We start from the raw sequence: 15,046 nt of genomic DNA, 5'->3' as shown, positions 1-15,046 counted from the left end.
GGCTGCCGGTCTGTCGTGGCTGGTCGCGCAGTTCCCCGCGCCCCTGGGTTCGCTCATCTGTACGTCGTCTTTGGGTGCCGCGCCGTCGGGGTTGCTCGCGCAGTTGCCCGCGGCCCTGACGGGGCGCTCGACCCCTGCGAGGGGTGCCCCAAAGGGGCGCGGGGAACTGCGCGACGAGCCACGACGGTGGCGCGGGTTCGAGATGGGCGGAAGCGAGACGGCGGGGGAAAGACGGTGGGCATGATTCTGCGGCCCGTGACAGAGGAGCTGGGGCCCGCTGCGGGCGCGGCCACCGCGCCCGCCCCGCCGCAAACCCCGCTCGCCCCCAGGGCCCGGCTGTGGCCCGCGTTCGGCGCCGTCTACCGCGCGCAGCTCTCCCGGGCCCGGGTCGCCCGGATCCCGCTGCTGTTCGTAGCCACGTTCCAGTCCGTCGGGATCATGGTGATGATGCGCGGCGTCGTGGCCGCAGGCGACGGCGAGGCGGCCCGCGCCGTCGTCGCCGGGTCGAGCGTCCTCGTCGTGGCCTTCGTCGCCCTCAACCTGCTCGCCCAGTACTTCGGCCAGCTGCGGGCGTCCGGCGGCCTCGACACCTACGCCACCCTCCCCGTACCGCCCGCCTCCGTCGTGCTGGGCGCCGCCGCGGCGTACGCCTCCTTCACCGTGCCCGGCACCCTGGTCACCGCCGTCACCGGCTGCGTGCTGTTCCACCTCGCCTTCGCCAACCTGTGGGTGCTGCTCGTGGTCATCCCGCTGGCCGGCGCCGCCCTCTCCGGGCTCGGCGCGGCCCTCGGGCTGCTGGCGCCGCGCCAGGAGATCGCCACCCTGCTCGGCCAGCTCGGCATGTCCGCCGCGCTGCTGCTCGGCGTACTGCCCCCGTCCCACCTGCCCGCGCCCGTCACCTGGGCGCGGGACGCGCTGCCGTCCACCTACGGCGTGGAGGCGCTGGCCCGCACCTTCGCCGGTGGCGGCGGCACCGACTGGGCCGCGGTCGGCGCCGATCTCTCGGTGTGCGCAGCGGTCGGTGTGATCTCGCTGGCCGTCGCCACCTGGGCCTATCGCAGGGCGGCCTGCCGATGACGCGCCCGCTTCCCGCACCTGGCACGATGGGCTGGTGACCGCTCCCCTGACTCCGCACGATCAGCCCTTTGCGCCGTATCCCGGCGGCGACACCGGCCCCGGTGACGCCGGCGGCGGGCGCGAGCGGCTCGGCCGCGAACTCGGCAGGGGGGCTCTTGTCGCGGTGCTCGTCGCGGTCGGCGGGATCGCGCTCGGGCTGCTCTGGCTGTGGCTTTCACCACGTATCCCGATGATCTCCGACGGCCAGGCCGTCTACCTCAAGGACACCGAGGGCGAGGAGGCGATCGGCGGGGACGGCACCTTCGTGCTGATCGCGGCCGGGCTCGGCGTCCTCAGCGGCCTGCTGGTCTTCTGGCGCGCCCGCACCGGCGGTGTCGCGGTCGTTCTGGGCCTCGCGCTCGGCGGCGCGCTGGCCGCGGTCATCGGCTGGCGGCTCGGCGTCTGGCTCGGCCCGACCACCGACATCGTCGCCCACGCCAAGCAGGTCGGCCCGAAGGTGGTCTTCGACGGGCCCCTGGAGCTGCGGGCGAAGAGCGCCCTGGTCGCCTGGCCGGCCGCGGCGATGCTCACCCATCTCTGCCTGACCTCGGCGTTCCCGAGGCACTCCGACGACACCCCCGGCCCGCCGCCCCCGCCGGACTGGCACTAGCCCCGGGAGGGGGACTGGCCTCCCGCGCGGCCCCCAGGGATCCCCAGGGACCCTAGGCCCGGCCGATCGGGGCGGTGGTCGCCGCGGCGAGGCGGATCAGGTCGGCCGGGGGCAGTTCGAGTTCGAGGCCGCGTTTGCCCGCCGAGACGAAGATCGTCGGGAAGGCCAGGGCCGAGGCGTCGACGACGGTGGGAAGCGGCCGGCGCTGGCCCAGCGGGGAGATGCCGCCCCGTACGTAGCCGGTGGTGCGTTCGGCGGCGGCCGGGTCGGCCATCGCGGCCCGCTTGCCGCCGGCGGCGGTGGCGAGCGACTTCAGGTCGAGGCTGGTGGAGACCGGGACGAGCGCTACGGTCAGCGCGCCGTCGACCTCGGCGACGAGGGTCTTGAAGACCCGCTCGGCCGAGGTGGCGAGCGCCTGGGCCGCCTCCTCGCCGTAGGACAGCTCGGACGACGGGTCGTGCTCGTAGGCGTGGACGGTGAAGGGGATGCCCGCTTTCTCCAGGGCGACCGTGGCGGGCGTGCCGCCTCCCGCGCGGGACTTCTTGGCCACCTTCGCTTCCCTCTTCCCCTCGTGCCCGGCTTCGCGGGCACCCCCGGCAAAACCGCGGCCTTTCCGGACGCTCCGCGGGCCTGACCGTCGGTCAGTTCGCGCAGGTCGGCTGCTGGGTGAGTTCCACCGCGGGCAGCGACGGCAGCTTGTCGATCAGCGCGGTCTCCCGCCGCAGCAGCCGCAACTCCGCGGCGAGCCGGGCCGCCGTGTCGGTCGCCTCCAGGAACCCCTGCTTCACCGGGAGTTCGGCGATCACCGCGGCGGCCACCAGATAGGAGAGCACCGTCGGGTCGTCGGGGAAGTCCTGCGCGGCCAGGCTCCGTTCGCGCGCGCCGGCCAGCCGCTTCTGATACGTGCCGAAGGCCTGCGTCACCTGCCCGGTGAGGGCCCCGGCGCCGCTGCCCGGGTCGTCCGGCAACTCCTCGATCTCACCGGTCAGATAATCGCCCTCGGTGTCCACCGACAGCAGCCGGAACCGTACCGTGCCGGTCGCCATCAGTTCGTAGCCCTCGTCACGCTCGGCGATCCCGGCCGCCTCCGCGATACAGCCATAGCCGTAGAGCGCGGTCATCGGGTCGTCGCCGAGGCCCGCCATCGGCCCGGTCGGGCCGCCGTCCTGTCCGGTCGGGGCCACATCCTGACCGTTTCTGATCGCCACCACGCCGAAGCGCCGCGGCGCGTCCTCGGGCAGGGTCAGCAAGTCGCCCACGAGGGCGCGGTACCGGTCCTCGAAGATGTTCAGCGGCAGCACCAGGCCGGGGAAGAGCGCCGAGCTGAGCGGGAAGAGCGGGAGGCGATCGGTCACAGTGAGCCAGGGTACGGGCATGGTGGCCACCGACGTCACCCGCTGTACGCGGTGGCGCGCACTGAAGGACAATGCGCCGGACTATGAACCCCGACGGAGCAGCCGGGACGCCCCCGCCGCCGCCGTCGTCGCCAGCATCCAGCCCAGCAGGGTCAGCGCGGAGGCCACCCACTGGCCGACGCCGACCTCGCGCCAGGCGTTGTCCTGGCCGAGATCGATCACCGGCAGCAGCAAGTCCAGGGCGTAGAGCGCCGGGCTCCAGTGCGGCACATAGCCGCTGTCCGCCGGTCGCGGGGTGTGGTGCGCGGCGAAGTAGAGCGCGCCCAGCGCCCACAGCACCGCCATCCAGACCGCTGCGCGGCCCGGCCGGTAGCCGTACCCCACCGTGACGTCCTGCGCCCAGCCCCACAGCCGGCCCGCGATCGGCAGCGTCTCCCGGCGCCGCCGCTGCTTGGCCAGCAGCACCTCGCGCGCCTCGGCGTCCTCACCGCCGCCGCGCAGCGCGGTGGCCAGCCTCTCGTACGGCTCCGGGCTGTACTCCGGGGTGGCCGCCCGCAGCCAGGCGATCCTGGCCCGCAGCGGGAAGGCCTCGCGCGGCACCACCCGGTCATAGGAGAAACCGGAGAGGTGCAGCCGGCCGGCCCCGGGCCAACCGCCCGGCGCGTCGGCCAGCTTGCCGATGACGGCGCCGGTCAGCGCCACCGCGCCGGTCGGCGGCCGGCCCGGGGTGAAGCACAGCTCCGGGGTCTGCAACCGCCGCATCGACACCTGCTGGTCGTCGGTGAGCCGGAAGTGCGCCTGATTGATGATCACCGCGTTGCCGATCCGGCCGTCGTCCAGCCGGAGACCGCCCTCGCAGACGAAGTCCCGCCGCTCGACGCGGCCGCCCGTGGTGGCCCGGCCCGCGCTCAGATAGAGGGTGTGCTCGATCTGGATCCGGGCCGCGTTGAGCGCGGTGCGGTCCGCGGGGTTGCGCAGCCGGCCGCCGCGCAGACTCAGCCGGCCGCCGATCCGGGCGCTGCGCAGGCTGAACTCCCCGTCCACCTCGATCATTTCGGCGTCCACGTCTTGACCGACCACCAGCCCGTCGGCGGCTATCGCCCGGCTGTGCGTGCCGCTGCGCACGATCAACTGGTTGAGCAGCAGATCGGTGCCGATCTGCGCGTCGGTCATCCGTATCCCGCCGGTCACCAGGCACTGCGGCAGATGGAGGTCGCCGGTGACCTGGAGCCGGGCCGCCTCGAGCCGGGGTATCAGACAGCGCACCAGCCGCATGCTGCCGGCCCGGCACTCCGGCATCAGCACCTGCTCGTCGAAGCGGCAGCCGTCGAGCTGGACGTAAGGAGTGACGGTGCCGCCGGCCAGCGTCAGCCGGCCGCTGATCCGCACACCGGCCAGTTTGAGCGCGGAGACCCGGCCCGGCACCGGCGGCGGCGGGTCGAGCAGCAGCTCGGCGATGGCCTGCGCCCGCACGGTCCTGGTGGCCGGCCACGGCGGGCCGGCCAGCGAATCGTCCTCGTCGGCCTGCCCGGTGCGCAGGTCGCAGGTGCGCCCCGCCCGGAAGGCGCGCCACATGCGCTGCTCCACCTGCGTCCAGTCCCGCGGTGGTGTCCGCTCCGCCGGATCGGCCATCTCGACCCCTTCCCCCGTGTTCCCCCGTGTGCCCCGGAATCCCGGTGTCCCCGGAATCCCGGCGTGCCGCGTGTTCCCCGCGTCGCCAGTGCCGCCTGCGCTGCCGGCGGCACCTGTGTCGCCTGTGTCGCCTGCGTCGTCCGTGCCGCCCTGTGCCACCTGAGCCGCCCCCGTGCCGTGTCGGCGGGTGTGCGTTGGGCTACACGCTATCCGGTGGGTCCGACACGGGGCGGGCTCCTCGTATCACGGAGTGGAACCGCGGACCGGCCGCGGTGTCCGGGTCTCTACACTTGGCCGCGTGATCTCCCGAATCGATCTGCGCGGTGCCGCCTTCCCGGTGGACGGCATCGACCGCGACCTGCTGCCCCGGGCCGAGTTCGACGTGGAGGCCGCGCTCGACACCGTGCGGCCCATCTGCGAGGACGTACGCCATCGGGGCACGCGAGCCGTCATCGAGTACGGGGAGCGGTTCGACGGGGTGAGCCTGGAGCGGCTCCGGATCCCCGAGGCGACCCTGGAGGCCGCCCTGAAGGCGCTGGACCCGGCGGTCCGCGCCGCGCTGGAGGAGTCCGTCCGGCGGGCCCGGCTGGTCCACCGCGAGCAGCGGCGTACCGACGTCACCACCCAGGTCGTGCCCGGCGGCACCGTCACCGAGAAATGGGTGCCGGTGGAGCGGGTCGGGCTGTACGTACCGGGTGGTCTCGCGGTCTACCCGTCCTCCGTAGTGATGAATGTGGTGCCCGCTCAGGAAGCCGGCGTCGAGGGGATCGCGGTCGCCTCACCGCCGCAGAAGGAGTTCGACGGGCTGCCGCACCCGACCATCCTCGCCGCCTGCGCGCTGCTCGGCGTGACCGAGGTCTACGCGGCCGGCGGCGCCCAGGCGATCGCCATGTTCGCGTACGGCACCGACGAGTGCCGCCCGGTCAGCCTGGTCACCGGCCCCGGCAACATCTATGTGGCCGCGGCCAAGCGGCTGCTCAAGGGCCGGATCGGGATCGACGCCGAGGCCGGCCCCACCGAGATCGCGATCCTCGCCGACGCCTCCGCGGACGCCGGCCTGGTCGCCGCCGACCTGATCAGCCAGGCCGAGCACGACACGCTGGCCGCGGCCGTCCTGGTCACCACCTCGGCCGAGCTGGCGGACGCCGTGGACCGGGAGCTGGCCGACCAGGTCGCCGCCGCCCGGCACCGGGAGCGGATCACCGCCGCGCTCGGCGGCCGGCAGTCCGCCACCGTCCTGGTGGACACCGTCGCCCAGGGGCTCGAAGTGGTCGACGCCTATGCCGCCGAGCACCTGGAGATCCACACCGAGGACGCGCCGGCCGTCGCCGCCCGGGTGCGCAACGCCGGCGCCGTCTTCGTCGGCCCGAACAGCCCGGTCTCCCTCGGCGACTACTGCGCCGGCTCCAACCACGTGCTGCCCACCGGCGGCTGCGCCTGCCACTCCTCCGGTCTGTCGGTGCAGTCCTTCCTGCGCGGCATCCACGTGGTGGACTACTCCCGGCAGGCGCTCGCCGAGGTCGCCCAGCACGTGCTGACCCTCGCGGAAGCGGAGGACCTGCCGGCCCACGGCGCCGCGGTGGCGGCGAGGTTCGGCGGCGTCGGCCGGTTCGCGTCCGGCCCGGTGGTGTGACGATGACCGGGATCGACGACCTGCCCATCAGGGACGAACTGCGCGGCCAGTCGCCTTACGGCGCGCCGCAGCTCGATGTGCCGGTGCGGCTGAACACCAACGAGAACCCCTATCCGCTGCCCGAGGCGCTGGTCGCCCGGATCGCCGAACGGGTGGCCGAGGCCGCCAGGAACCTCAACCGCTACCCCGACCGGGACGCCGTCGAGCTGCGCACCGGTCTCGCCGCGTATCTCACCAGGACCGCGGGGCACCGGGTCGGTGTCGAACAGGTGTGGGCGGCCAACGGCTCCAACGAGATCATCCAGCAGCTGCTCCAGACCTTCGGCGGACCGGGCCGGACCGCGATCGGCTTCGACCCGTCGTACTCGATGCACGCGCTGATCTCCCGGGGCACCGGCACCGGCTGGCTCGCCGGGCCGCGCGACGCGGACTTCACCGTCGACACGGCCACGGCGGCCCGGGCGATCGCCCGGCACGCACCCGACGTGGTGTTCATCTGCTCGCCCAACAATCCGACCGGCACCGCGGTGGCCGCCGACACCGTACGCGCGCTCTACGACGCCGCCCAGGCCGCCAAGCCGTCCATGGTGATCGTGGACGAGGCGTACGGTGAGTTCTCGCACCGGCCGTCGCTGCTGCCGCTGATCGAGGGCCGCCCCAACCTCGTGGTGACCCGCACCATGTCCAAGGCGTTCGGCGCGGCCGGGCTGCGGGTCGGCTATCTGGCCGCCGACCCGGCGGTGGTGGACGCCGTACAGCTCGTCCGGCTGCCGTACCACCTGTCCTCGGTCACCCAGGCGACCGCGCTGGCCGCGCTGGAACACACCGACACCCTGCTCGGTTACGTCCAGCAGCTCAAGGCCGAGCGGGACCGGCTGGTGGCCGAGCTCGGCGCCATCGGTTACGAGGTGACCGAGTCCGACGCCAACTTCGCGCAGTTCGGCCGGTTCGCCGACAGCCACAGCGCCTGGCAGGCGTTCCTCGACCACGGGGTCCTGGTCAGGGACAACGGCGTGCCCGGCCGGCTGCGGGTCACCGCGGGCACCCCGGCGGAGAACGACGCCTTCCTGGACGCCGCCCGGACCGTCCGCAAAGAACAGCACGTCGAGGCACCGAGCACCGAGGAGTCCGCATGACCCGCGTGGGCCGCGTGGAGCGCACCACCAAGGAGACATCCGTCGTCGTCGAGATCGACCTGGACGGCACCGGTGAGGTCGCCGTGTCCACCGGCGTCGGCTTCTACGACCACATGCTCGACCAGCTCGGCCGGCACGGCCTCTTCGACCTCAGTGTGAAGACCGAGGGCGATCTGCACATCGACACCCACCACACCATCGAGGACACCGCGCTCGCGCTGGGCGCCGCCTTCAAGCAGGCGCTCGGCGACAAGGTGGGCATCTACCGCTTCGGCAACTGCACCGTCCCGCTGGACGAGTCCCTCGCCCAGGTGACCGTGGACCTGTCAGGACGCCCCTATCTGGTGCACCGCGAACCGGAGAACCTGGCGCCGATGATCGGGACGTACGACACGACGATGACCCGGCACATCCTGGAGTCCTTCGTCGCGCAGGCGCAGATCGCGCTGCACGTCCATGTCCCGTACGGGCGCAACGCCCACCACATCGTGGAGTGCCAGTTCAAGGCGCTGGCCCGGGCGCTGCGTTACGCGAGCGAGCGCGATCCGCGCGCCGCGGGAATTCTGCCGTCTACGAAGGGCGCGCTGTGAACAAAGGGTCTTCCCTCTTCATCCTGCTGGGGCTGTTCCTGCTCGGCGGGGTCTACTCGTTCTGGAAGCAGAAGCAGTCCAAGAGCGTCATCGCGCTGCTGGCGATCGGCTCCGTGATGGCGGTCGTCGCCGGGCTGCTGCAACTGTAGGGGCCGCACAGATGACTGGCACGACCAAGAGCGTGGTGGTGCTCGACTACGGGTTCGGCAACATCCGGTCCGCGGAGCGCGCGCTGGCCAGGGCCGGCGCCGAGGTCGAGGTCACCGCCGACTACGACCGGGCGATGAACGCCGACGGGCTGCTGGTGCCCGGCGTCGGCGCCTTCGCCGCCTGCATGGCCGGGCTGAAGTCGGTACGCGGCGAGTGGATCGTCGAACGCCGGCTGGCCGGCGGGCGCCCGGTGCTGGGCATCTGCGTCGGGATGCAGATCCTCTTCGCCCGCGGCATCGAGCACGGTGAGCAGACCGAGGGCCTGGACGAGTGGCCCGGCACCGTGGAGCCGCTGCGGGCCCCCGTGGTGCCGCACATGGGCTGGAACACGGTGCGGCGCCCCGAGGACTCCCGGCAGTTCGCCGGTCTGGACGACGACGCCCGGTTCTACTTCGTGCACTCGTACGCGGTACGCGACTGGGAGTTCAGCGGCCACAACAACGCCATCCGGCCCCCCAAGGTCGCTTGGACCATCCATGGCGAGCCCTTCGTGGCCGCGGTGGAGAACGGCCCGCTGTGGGCCACCCAGTTCCACCCGGAGAAGTCCGGGGACGCGGGGGCGCGGTTGCTGGCCAACTGGCTCGGCACGCTCTAGTTTTGCCCCGCCCCGTGTCGACCGACCGCATGGCCGGTTGGCCGGTCGGCCGTATGGCTGCTTGACCGTATCGCCGGTTGGCCGTATAGCCGCTTGTCCGCTTGATTGCTTGACCGCCCGCCCCCGTCAGGACCGAGGACCCCATCGCGATGACCCAGCTCGAACTCCTCCCCGCCGTCGACGTCAGGGACGGCCAGGCCGTCCGGCTGGTGCACGGCGAGTCCGGTTCCGAGACGTCGTACGGCGAACCGCTCGCCGCGGCGCTCTCCTGGCAGCGGGCCGGGGCCCAGTGGCTGCACCTGGTCGACCTGGACGCTGCCTTCGGCACCGGCGACAACCGGGCGCTCATCGGCGAGGTGGCCCGCACGATGGACATCAAGGTGGAGCTCTCCGGCGGCATCCGCGACGACGACACCCTGGCCGCGGCGCTGGCCACCGGCTGCACCCGGGTCAACCTGGGCACCGCCGCGCTGGAGAGCCCGGAGTGGGTGGCCAAGGTGATCGCCGAGCACGGCGACAAGATCGCGGTCGGCCTCGATGTCCGCGGCACCACCCTGCGCGGGCGCGGCTGGACCCGCGACGGCGGGGACCTCTACGAGACGCTGGCCCGGCTCGACTCCGAGGGCTGCGCCCGTTACGTGGTCACCGACATCGCCAAGGACGGCACCCTTCAGGGCCCCAACCTGGAGCTGCTGCGGAATGTGTGCGCGGTCACCGACAAGCCGGTGGTCGCCTCCGGCGGTGTCTCAAGCCTGGACGACCTGCGGGCGATCGCCGGTCTGGTGCCGGCGGGTGTGGAGGGTGCCATCGTCGGAAAGGCGCTCTACGCGAAGGCGTTCACTCTCGAAGAAGCCTTGGAGGCAGTGTCACGATGACCGGCAACCCTGGTGTGCGCCGTGAGAAGTCCGGCAGTCCGTGGGAAGAGGCGATCGGTTCCGCCCGGGCGGTGGCGGCGGGTGACCGGGTGATCGTGGCCGGCATGATGCCCGACCCGGTGGACGGCCCGGTGCCCGGCGAGGACGAGCCGTACGAGCAGACGCTCAGCGCCTTCCGCAGCGCGCTCGCCGCGCTGGAACCCTTCGGCCTGGACGCGAGCAGTGTGATCCGTACCCGGATGTACCTCAGCCACGCCCGCGACTGCGACGAGGTGGGCCGGGCGCACCTGGAGCTCTTCGGCGCGGTGCGGCCGGCCGCCACCATGGTGGTGGTGGCCGGGTTCAGCGACTCCCGGGTGCTGGTCGAGGTGGAGATCGAGGCGTTCCGGGGGACGGCCGAATGACGCTCGCGATCCGGGTCATCCCCTGTCTGGACGTGGACGCCGGCCGGGTGGTCAAGGGCGTCAACTTCCAGAACCTGCGGGATGCCGGCGATCCGGTGGAGATGGCGAAGCTCTATGACGCCGAGGGCGCCGACGAGCTGACCTTCCTGGACATCACCGCCTCCTCCGGTGACCGCGAGACCACCTATGACGTGGTGCGGCGCACCGCCGAACAGGTCTTCATCCCGCTGACCGTCGGCGGCGGGGTGCGCAGCGCCGAGGACGTCGACAAGCTGCTGCGGGCCGGCGCCGACAAGGTGGGCGTCAACACCGCGGCCATCGCCAGGCCCGAGTTGATACGGGAGATCGCCGAACGCTTCGGCCGGCAGGTGCTGGTGCTCTCGGTGGACGCCCGGCGGACCCCCGAGGGCACCTTCGAGGTCACCACCCACGGCGGCCGGCGCGGCACCGGCATCGACGCGGTGGAGTGGGCGCACCGGGCGGCCGAGCTGGGGGTCGGTGAGATCCTGCTCAACTCGATGGACGCCGACGGCACCCGGGACGGCTACGACACCGAGATGATCGCGGCGGTCCGCAAGCACGTCTCGGTCCCGGTGGTCGCCTCCGGCGGGGCCGGCAAACTCGCCGACTTCCCGCCCGCGGTCGACGCCGGCGCCGACGCGGTCCTGGCCGCCTCCGTCTTCCACTTCGGCGACCTCCGCATCTCCGAGGTCAAATCCGCCCTCCGCACCGCCGGCCACCCCATCCGCTGACCCGCCCGCTCCGTAAGGCACGGCCCGGCCTGTGGACGGGGGTCAGATGCCGAGTTTGGCCGTTGTCGTCTTGGACACCGCGGTCTCGTCGCCTTCGATCTCGACCTTCGCCGCGGACTGGCGGCCGGAGAGGAAGATGGTGAGCTCGCTCGGCTCGCCGGTCACCGTCACCACCGGGGAACCCTTGTGGGCCACCACGGTCTGGCCGTTGGGGCGGCGCAGTACCAGGCCCACCGGGGCCCGGCGGCCCATCAGCCGGGCGCCGCGCTCCAGCCTGCTCCACAGCGCGTCGGCGAAGACCGGGTCCACGGTCCGCGGTGTCCACTCCGGGGCGGCCCGCCGTACGTCCTCGGTGTGCACATAGAACTCGACGGTGTTGGACATCTCGTCGATCTGCTTGAGGGCGAAGGGCGAAAGCCGCGGCGGGCCGCTCCTGATGAGCTGGATCAGCTCCTCGTACGGCTTCGCCGCGAACTCCGACCTGACCCGCTGGAGCCGGGGCGCGAGCTGCGGGATGATCTGCCCGACCGCCGCGTCGCCGCGCCGCTCCCGGACCACCACATGCGCCGCCAGGTCCCGGGTCGTCCACCCGTCACAGAGGGTCGGGGCGTCGGGACCTGACCGCTCCAGCAGGTCGGCGAGGAGCAGACGTTCACGCTGAGCATGGGTTGACATACCGCCAGGTTAGTTCCCCGGCGCGTCGTTCGTCCGCTCCTCACCCGACCGGTTCAGCCGATCTTCTTGTAGAGCTTCACCCCGTTGGAGCCGTTGTTGCGGGTCAGCGAGCAGGTGACCGTCTTGCGGTTCTGCAGCTCATAGGTGACCAGCTTCGGGAACAGCGCGTACGGGTAGTAGAGCTTGCCGTCGGCCGGCAGGTGCTTCTTGGCGTCGGCGGTGCACAGGTTCAGCGCCTTGGCCTGGATCTCCTGGTCGCTGGCGAAGGTGCCGGACAGCGTCTCGTTCGCCACCACCTCGGCGTCGTGCGCGGCGGAGCAGGTACGGGTGGTGACCTCGTCCACGGTCTTGGTCAGCGTCGGCGCGTCGAAGCACTTGCCCGGGGCCAGCACCACGTACGGCACCAGCTTCTCGGTCGGCGTCGGGGTGCCCGTCGCGTCGTCGCTGGGCAGTCCGGTCGGCAGATCGAGCGTCGGCTCGTCCGAGGGAAGGTCGAAGGAGGGCGTCGGCAGCGACGGGCTGGAGAGGTCGGGACCCGTCGTCGGCGGCGCGCTCGCGCTCGGCTTGCCGTCGGCGGTGTTCTTGTCGTCGCTCTTCCCCGAGGCCACCACCACGCCGCCGATGATCGCGCCGACCACCACGATCACGCCGACCGCGATCCAGGCGTTGCGCTTGCCGTGGTTCGGCGGCGGGGGAGGCGGGTAACCGCCCTGGCCGGGCGGCGGATAGCCGTAACCGTAGGCGGGATCCGGCGGGTTGCCGTACCCGCCGGGCGGCCCCTGCTGGCCGTAACCCTGACCGTAGCCCTGGCCCTCCCGCGGATAGCCGCCCTGCTGCGGGTAGCCGTAGTTCTGGTCGCCTTGCTGGGGCTGGCCGTAGCCCTGGCCGCCCTGGGGGTAGCCGCCCTGCTGCGGGTAGCCGTAGTTCTGTTCGCCCTGTTGGGGCTGGCCGTAGCCCTGGCCGCCCTGCTGCGGGTAGCCGTAGTTCTGTTCGCCCTGCTGGGGCCAGCCGTAGCCGGGACCGCCCTGTTGGGGCCTGCCGTAAGCACCGTCGCGGCCGTCGTCCGGCGGCGGGGGAGGGCCGAAACCTTGGGGAGGGCCGTAGCCGCCGCCCTGGTCCGGAGGCGGCGGAGGATCATTTGACGGCGGCGGAGGAAAACCCATGCACGCAGGATGCCCCATACGGGTGACAACGGCGAGCGAACATAAAATGACCAACAACTCGCTTGTCTGATCTGACAGTTATTGGACCCCCTTGCGGCTTTTCTCGTTGTCGGTGATCGGCGGCAGAATGGACCGCATGCCCGCGACCTCTCTCGACCCCACGATCGCCGCCCGCCTCCGGCGCAATCCCGACGGCCTGGTGCCCGCCATCGCCCAGCAGTACGACACCGGTGAGGTGCTCATGCTCGGCTGGATGGACGCCGAGGCACTGCACCGGACCCTGACCACCGGCCGCTGCACCTACTGGAGCCGCAGCCGGCGGGAGTACTGGGTGAAGGGTGACACCTCGGGGCATGTGCAGCAGGTGAAGGCGGTGGCCCTGGACTGCGACGGCGACACCCTGCTGGTCCAGGTCGACCAGGTGGGCGCCGCCTGCCACACCGGCGACCGGACCTGCTTCGACGCCGACGTCCTGCTCCCCGCGCAGGGAAAGTAGGGTCGGGCGCCATGGACCTCGAAACCTTCCGCAAACTCGCGGTCGACCGCCGGGTCATCCCGGTCAGCCGCCGTCTCCTCGCGGACGGCGACACCCCAGTCGGCCTCTACCGCAAGCTGGCGGGCGAGCGGATGGGCACCTTCCTGCTGGAGTCGGCGGCCGGCGGCTCGCACACCGTGGGCAGCGGCGGCGGGCCCTCCTGGTCCAGGTACTCCTTCATCGGGGTGCGGTCCGCCGCCACCCTGACCGTGCTCGACGGGCAGGCGCACTGGCTCGGCACCCCGCCGGTCCACGTGCCGGTCGACGGCGACCCGCTCGCCGCGCTGCGCGCCACCGTCGACGCCCTGCACACCCCGCGCGACCTGGTCGACGGAATGCCGCCCTTCACCGGCGGCATGGTCGGCTATCTCGGTTACGACATCGTGCGCCGGCTGGAGCGGATCGGCGAGCACGGCCGCGACACGCTGCACCTGCCCGAACTGACGATGCTGCTCACCTCCGACCTCGCCGTGCTCGACCACTGGGACGGCAGCGTGCTGTTGATCGCCAACGCGATCAACCACAACAACGAGGACAGCGGCGTCGACGAGGCGTACGCCGACGCGCTCGCCCGGCTCGACGCGATGACCGCCGACCTGGCGAAGCCGATGCCGACCGCGCCGGCCACCCTGCCGGAGTCGGTGGAGGTCGGATACACCGCCCAGTGGGGCGGCGAGGACTTCATGGCCGCCGTCGAGGACATCAAGGAGCGGATCAGGGCGGGCGAGGCCTTCCAGGTCGTGCCCTCGCAGCGGTTCGAGACGCCCTGCGAGGCGAGCGCTCTCGATGTCTACCGGGTGCTGCGGGCCACCAACCCGAGTCCGTACATGTATCTGCTGCGCTTCCCCGGCGGGGAGGACGGCCGCGCCGGCTTCGATGTCGTCGGGTCGAGCCCGGAGGCACTGGTCAAGGTCGAGGACGGCCGGGCCCTGCTGCACCCCATCGCCGGCACCCGGCCGCGCGGCGCCACCCCGCAGGCCGACACCGCGCTCGCCGAGGAACTGCTCGCCGACCCCAAGGAGCGCGCCGAGCACCTGATGCTGGTCGACCTCGGCCGCAACGACCTGGGCAAGGTGTGCGAGCCGGGCTCCGTCGAGGTGGTGGACTTCATGTCGGTGGAGCGCTATTCGCATGTGATGCACATCGTCTCCACCGTCACCGGGAAGGTCGCCAAGGGCCGTACCGCCTTCGACGTGCTCACCGCGTGTTTCCCGGCCGGCACGCTCTCGGGCGCGCCCAAGCCGCGCGCCCTCCAGATCATCGAGGAGCTCGAGCCGGTACGGCGGGGTCTGTACGGCGGCTGCGTCGGCTATCTGGACTTCGCCGGCGACTCCGACACCGCGATCGCGATCCGTACCGCGCTGCTGCGGGACGGCACGGCGTACGTCCAGGCGGGGGCGGGGATCGTCGCGGACTCCGATCCGGCGGCGGAGGACACGGAGTGCCGCAACAAGGCGGCGGCGGTGCTGCGGGCGGTGGCGACGGCGAACGCGATGCGGACGGCGTTCTGAGCGAATTCTGAGCGGGCTCTGAGCGAGTTTTGATCGAGGGAGCGGGAGGGCGGGGCGGCCACCGACGGCCGCCCCGCCCTCGTCCTTGGGTCGGCAGAGGGTCCGGCGATGGGGCACCTGATGTCCCTGCTACGCCCAGTGACGGGCGGGGTGGTTGTTGCACGGTATGCCGGGCAGGGGCATGACAGCAATAAGCATGCATAAATCTATGTCGGCGCGTGGTCCGAGGCCCCGCCGGAAGAGGTGGCCCACGC

17 protein-coding genes are annotated in these 15,046 nt (G+C 72.3%); 12 read left to right on the top strand and 5 right to left on the bottom strand.

Going from position 1 to position 15,046, the window contains the following annotated elements; translation table 11 throughout:
- Window positions 1-240 precede the first annotated feature (240 nt).
- Together OG519_RS07730 and OG519_RS07725 are read left to right on the top strand one after the other, a co-directional pair.
- Window positions 241-1,077 carry an ABC transporter permease gene (locus OG519_RS07730; RefSeq protein ID WP_405580382.1) on the top strand — a complete coding sequence of 279 codons (837 nt, stop codon included), beginning with the start codon at window positions 241-243 and terminating at the stop codon, window positions 1,075-1,077.
- A gap of 34 nt (window positions 1,078-1,111) precedes the next feature.
- A complete protein-coding gene (locus OG519_RS07725) occupies window positions 1,112-1,726 on the top strand; it encodes an ABC transporter permease (protein WP_405580379.1) in 615 nt (204 codons plus the stop codon).
- 52 nt (window positions 1,727-1,778) lie between these two features.
- Here the strand turns inward: OG519_RS07725 and ybaK are convergent, their stop codons facing one another.
- The 3 genes from ybaK to OG519_RS07710 all read right to left on the bottom strand — a co-directional run bounded on the left by ybaK (window position 1,779) and on the right by OG519_RS07710 (window position 4,713).
- A complete protein-coding gene (ybaK, locus tag OG519_RS07720; RefSeq protein WP_405580376.1) occupies window positions 1,779-2,276 on the bottom strand; it encodes a Cys-tRNA(Pro) deacylase in 498 nt (165 codons plus the stop codon).
- Between the two features lie 91 nt (window positions 2,277-2,367).
- On the bottom strand, window positions 2,368-3,102 hold the full coding sequence (locus OG519_RS07715) for an LON peptidase substrate-binding domain-containing protein (RefSeq protein WP_405580374.1): 735 nt from the start codon (window positions 3,100-3,102) through the stop codon (window positions 2,368-2,370).
- Between the two features lie 60 nt (window positions 3,103-3,162).
- A complete protein-coding gene (locus tag OG519_RS07710; RefSeq protein WP_405580371.1) occupies window positions 3,163-4,713 on the bottom strand; it encodes an oxidoreductase in 1,551 nt (516 codons plus the stop codon).
- Window positions 4,714-5,011: 298 nt separating this feature from the next.
- Here OG519_RS07710 and hisD point away from each other — a divergent pair, with 298 nt between their 5' ends.
- The 8 genes from hisD (at window position 5,012) to hisF (ending at window position 10,908) form a co-directional block, all read left to right on the top strand.
- Complete coding sequence (gene hisD, locus OG519_RS07705; protein ID WP_405580368.1) at window positions 5,012-6,346, top strand: histidinol dehydrogenase; 1,335 nt, start codon at window positions 5,012-5,014, stop codon at window positions 6,344-6,346.
- Window positions 6,347-6,348: 2 nt separating this feature from the next.
- Window positions 6,349-7,482: a histidinol-phosphate transaminase gene (locus OG519_RS07700; RefSeq protein WP_405580366.1), complete on the top strand. Its 1,134-nt coding sequence runs from the start codon at window positions 6,349-6,351 to the stop codon at window positions 7,480-7,482.
- Window positions 7,479-8,072, top strand: a complete 594-nt coding sequence (hisB, locus tag OG519_RS07695; RefSeq protein ID WP_405580364.1) for an imidazoleglycerol-phosphate dehydratase HisB — start codon at window positions 7,479-7,481, stop codon at window positions 8,070-8,072. The genes OG519_RS07700 and hisB overlap by 4 nt, the downstream gene beginning before the upstream one ends.
- Window positions 8,069-8,221, top strand: a complete 153-nt coding sequence (locus tag OG519_RS07690; protein ID WP_405580362.1) for a hypothetical protein — start codon at window positions 8,069-8,071, stop codon at window positions 8,219-8,221. Before hisB ends, OG519_RS07690 begins: the two co-directional genes overlap by 4 nt.
- An 11-nt stretch (window positions 8,222-8,232) precedes the next feature.
- Complete coding sequence (gene hisH / locus OG519_RS07685) at window positions 8,233-8,877, top strand: imidazole glycerol phosphate synthase subunit HisH (RefSeq protein ID WP_405580359.1); 645 nt, start codon at window positions 8,233-8,235, stop codon at window positions 8,875-8,877.
- 149 nt (window positions 8,878-9,026) lie between these two features.
- Entirely contained in the window at window positions 9,027-9,752 is a 726-nt protein-coding gene (gene priA, locus OG519_RS07680; RefSeq protein ID WP_405580356.1) for a bifunctional 1-(5-phosphoribosyl)-5-((5-phosphoribosylamino)methylideneamino)imidazole-4-carboxamide isomerase/phosphoribosylanthranilate isomerase PriA, read from the top strand.
- On the top strand, window positions 9,749-10,156 hold the full coding sequence (locus OG519_RS07675; RefSeq protein WP_405580353.1) for a Rid family hydrolase: 408 nt from the start codon (window positions 9,749-9,751) through the stop codon (window positions 10,154-10,156). Before priA ends, OG519_RS07675 begins: the two co-directional genes overlap by 4 nt.
- Window positions 10,153-10,908: an imidazole glycerol phosphate synthase subunit HisF gene (gene hisF / locus OG519_RS07670; RefSeq protein WP_405580350.1), complete on the top strand. Its 756-nt coding sequence runs from the start codon at window positions 10,153-10,155 to the stop codon at window positions 10,906-10,908. The genes OG519_RS07675 and hisF overlap by 4 nt, the downstream gene beginning before the upstream one ends.
- Before the next feature lie 42 nt (window positions 10,909-10,950).
- On the opposite strand, the gene OG519_RS07665 is transcribed toward hisF, so the two are convergent.
- Both OG519_RS07665 and OG519_RS07660 read right to left on the bottom strand, forming a co-directional pair.
- Window positions 10,951-11,583 carry a TIGR03085 family metal-binding protein gene (locus tag OG519_RS07665; RefSeq protein WP_405580348.1) on the bottom strand — a complete coding sequence of 211 codons (633 nt, stop codon included), beginning with the start codon at window positions 11,581-11,583 and terminating at the stop codon, window positions 10,951-10,953.
- A gap of 53 nt (window positions 11,584-11,636) precedes the next feature.
- Window positions 11,637-12,746, bottom strand: coding sequence for a hypothetical protein (locus tag OG519_RS07660; RefSeq protein WP_405580345.1), 1,110 nt, complete (start codon window positions 12,744-12,746; stop codon window positions 11,637-11,639).
- A 136-nt stretch (window positions 12,747-12,882) separates the two neighbouring features.
- On the opposite strand from OG519_RS07660, the gene hisI reads away from it, so the two are divergent.
- Window positions 12,883-13,242, top strand: a complete 360-nt coding sequence (gene hisI, locus OG519_RS07655) for a phosphoribosyl-AMP cyclohydrolase (RefSeq protein ID WP_405580343.1) — start codon at window positions 12,883-12,885, stop codon at window positions 13,240-13,242.
- Window positions 13,243-13,253: 11 nt separating this feature from the next.
- Window positions 13,254-14,792, top strand: coding sequence for an anthranilate synthase component I (locus tag OG519_RS07650; protein WP_405580341.1), 1,539 nt, complete (start codon window positions 13,254-13,256; stop codon window positions 14,790-14,792).
- Window positions 14,793-15,046 lie beyond the last annotated feature (254 nt).

The organism is Streptomyces sp. NBC_01190 (assembly GCF_045039895.1).
Lineage (GTDB): Bacteria > Actinomycetota > Actinomycetes > Streptomycetales > Streptomycetaceae > Actinacidiphila.
This window is presented reverse-complemented; position numbering and strand designations above follow the sequence as displayed.

Bases quoted from the DNA above. Each gene is read 5' to 3' on its own strand.
- OG519_RS07730 (WP_405580382.1), top strand. From the start codon at position 241: ATGATTCTGCGGCCCGTGACAGAGGAGCTGGGGCCCGCTGCGGGCGCG.
- OG519_RS07715 (WP_405580374.1), bottom strand. From the start codon at position 3,102: ATGCCCGTACCCTGGCTCACTGTGACCGATCGCCTCCCGCTCTTCCCG.
- OG519_RS07710 (WP_405580371.1), bottom strand. From the start codon at position 4,713: ATGGCCGATCCGGCGGAGCGGACACCACCGCGGGACTGGACGCAGGTG.
- OG519_RS07700 (WP_405580366.1), top strand. From the start codon at position 6,349: ATGACCGGGATCGACGACCTGCCCATCAGGGACGAACTGCGCGGCCAG.
- hisB (WP_405580364.1), top strand. From the start codon at position 7,479: ATGACCCGCGTGGGCCGCGTGGAGCGCACCACCAAGGAGACATCCGTC.
- hisH (WP_405580359.1), top strand. From the start codon at position 8,233: ATGACTGGCACGACCAAGAGCGTGGTGGTGCTCGACTACGGGTTCGGC.
- priA (WP_405580356.1), top strand. From the start codon at position 9,027: ATGACCCAGCTCGAACTCCTCCCCGCCGTCGACGTCAGGGACGGCCAG.
- OG519_RS07675 (WP_405580353.1), top strand. From the start codon at position 9,749: ATGACCGGCAACCCTGGTGTGCGCCGTGAGAAGTCCGGCAGTCCGTGG.
- hisF (WP_405580350.1), top strand. From the start codon at position 10,153: ATGACGCTCGCGATCCGGGTCATCCCCTGTCTGGACGTGGACGCCGGC.
- OG519_RS07665 (WP_405580348.1), bottom strand. From the start codon at position 11,583: ATGTCAACCCATGCTCAGCGTGAACGTCTGCTCCTCGCCGACCTGCTG.
- OG519_RS07660 (WP_405580345.1), bottom strand. From the start codon at position 12,746: ATGGGTTTTCCTCCGCCGCCGTCAAATGATCCTCCGCCGCCTCCGGAC.
- hisI (WP_405580343.1), top strand. From the start codon at position 12,883: ATGCCCGCGACCTCTCTCGACCCCACGATCGCCGCCCGCCTCCGGCGC.
- OG519_RS07650 (WP_405580341.1), top strand. From the start codon at position 13,254: ATGGACCTCGAAACCTTCCGCAAACTCGCGGTCGACCGCCGGGTCATC.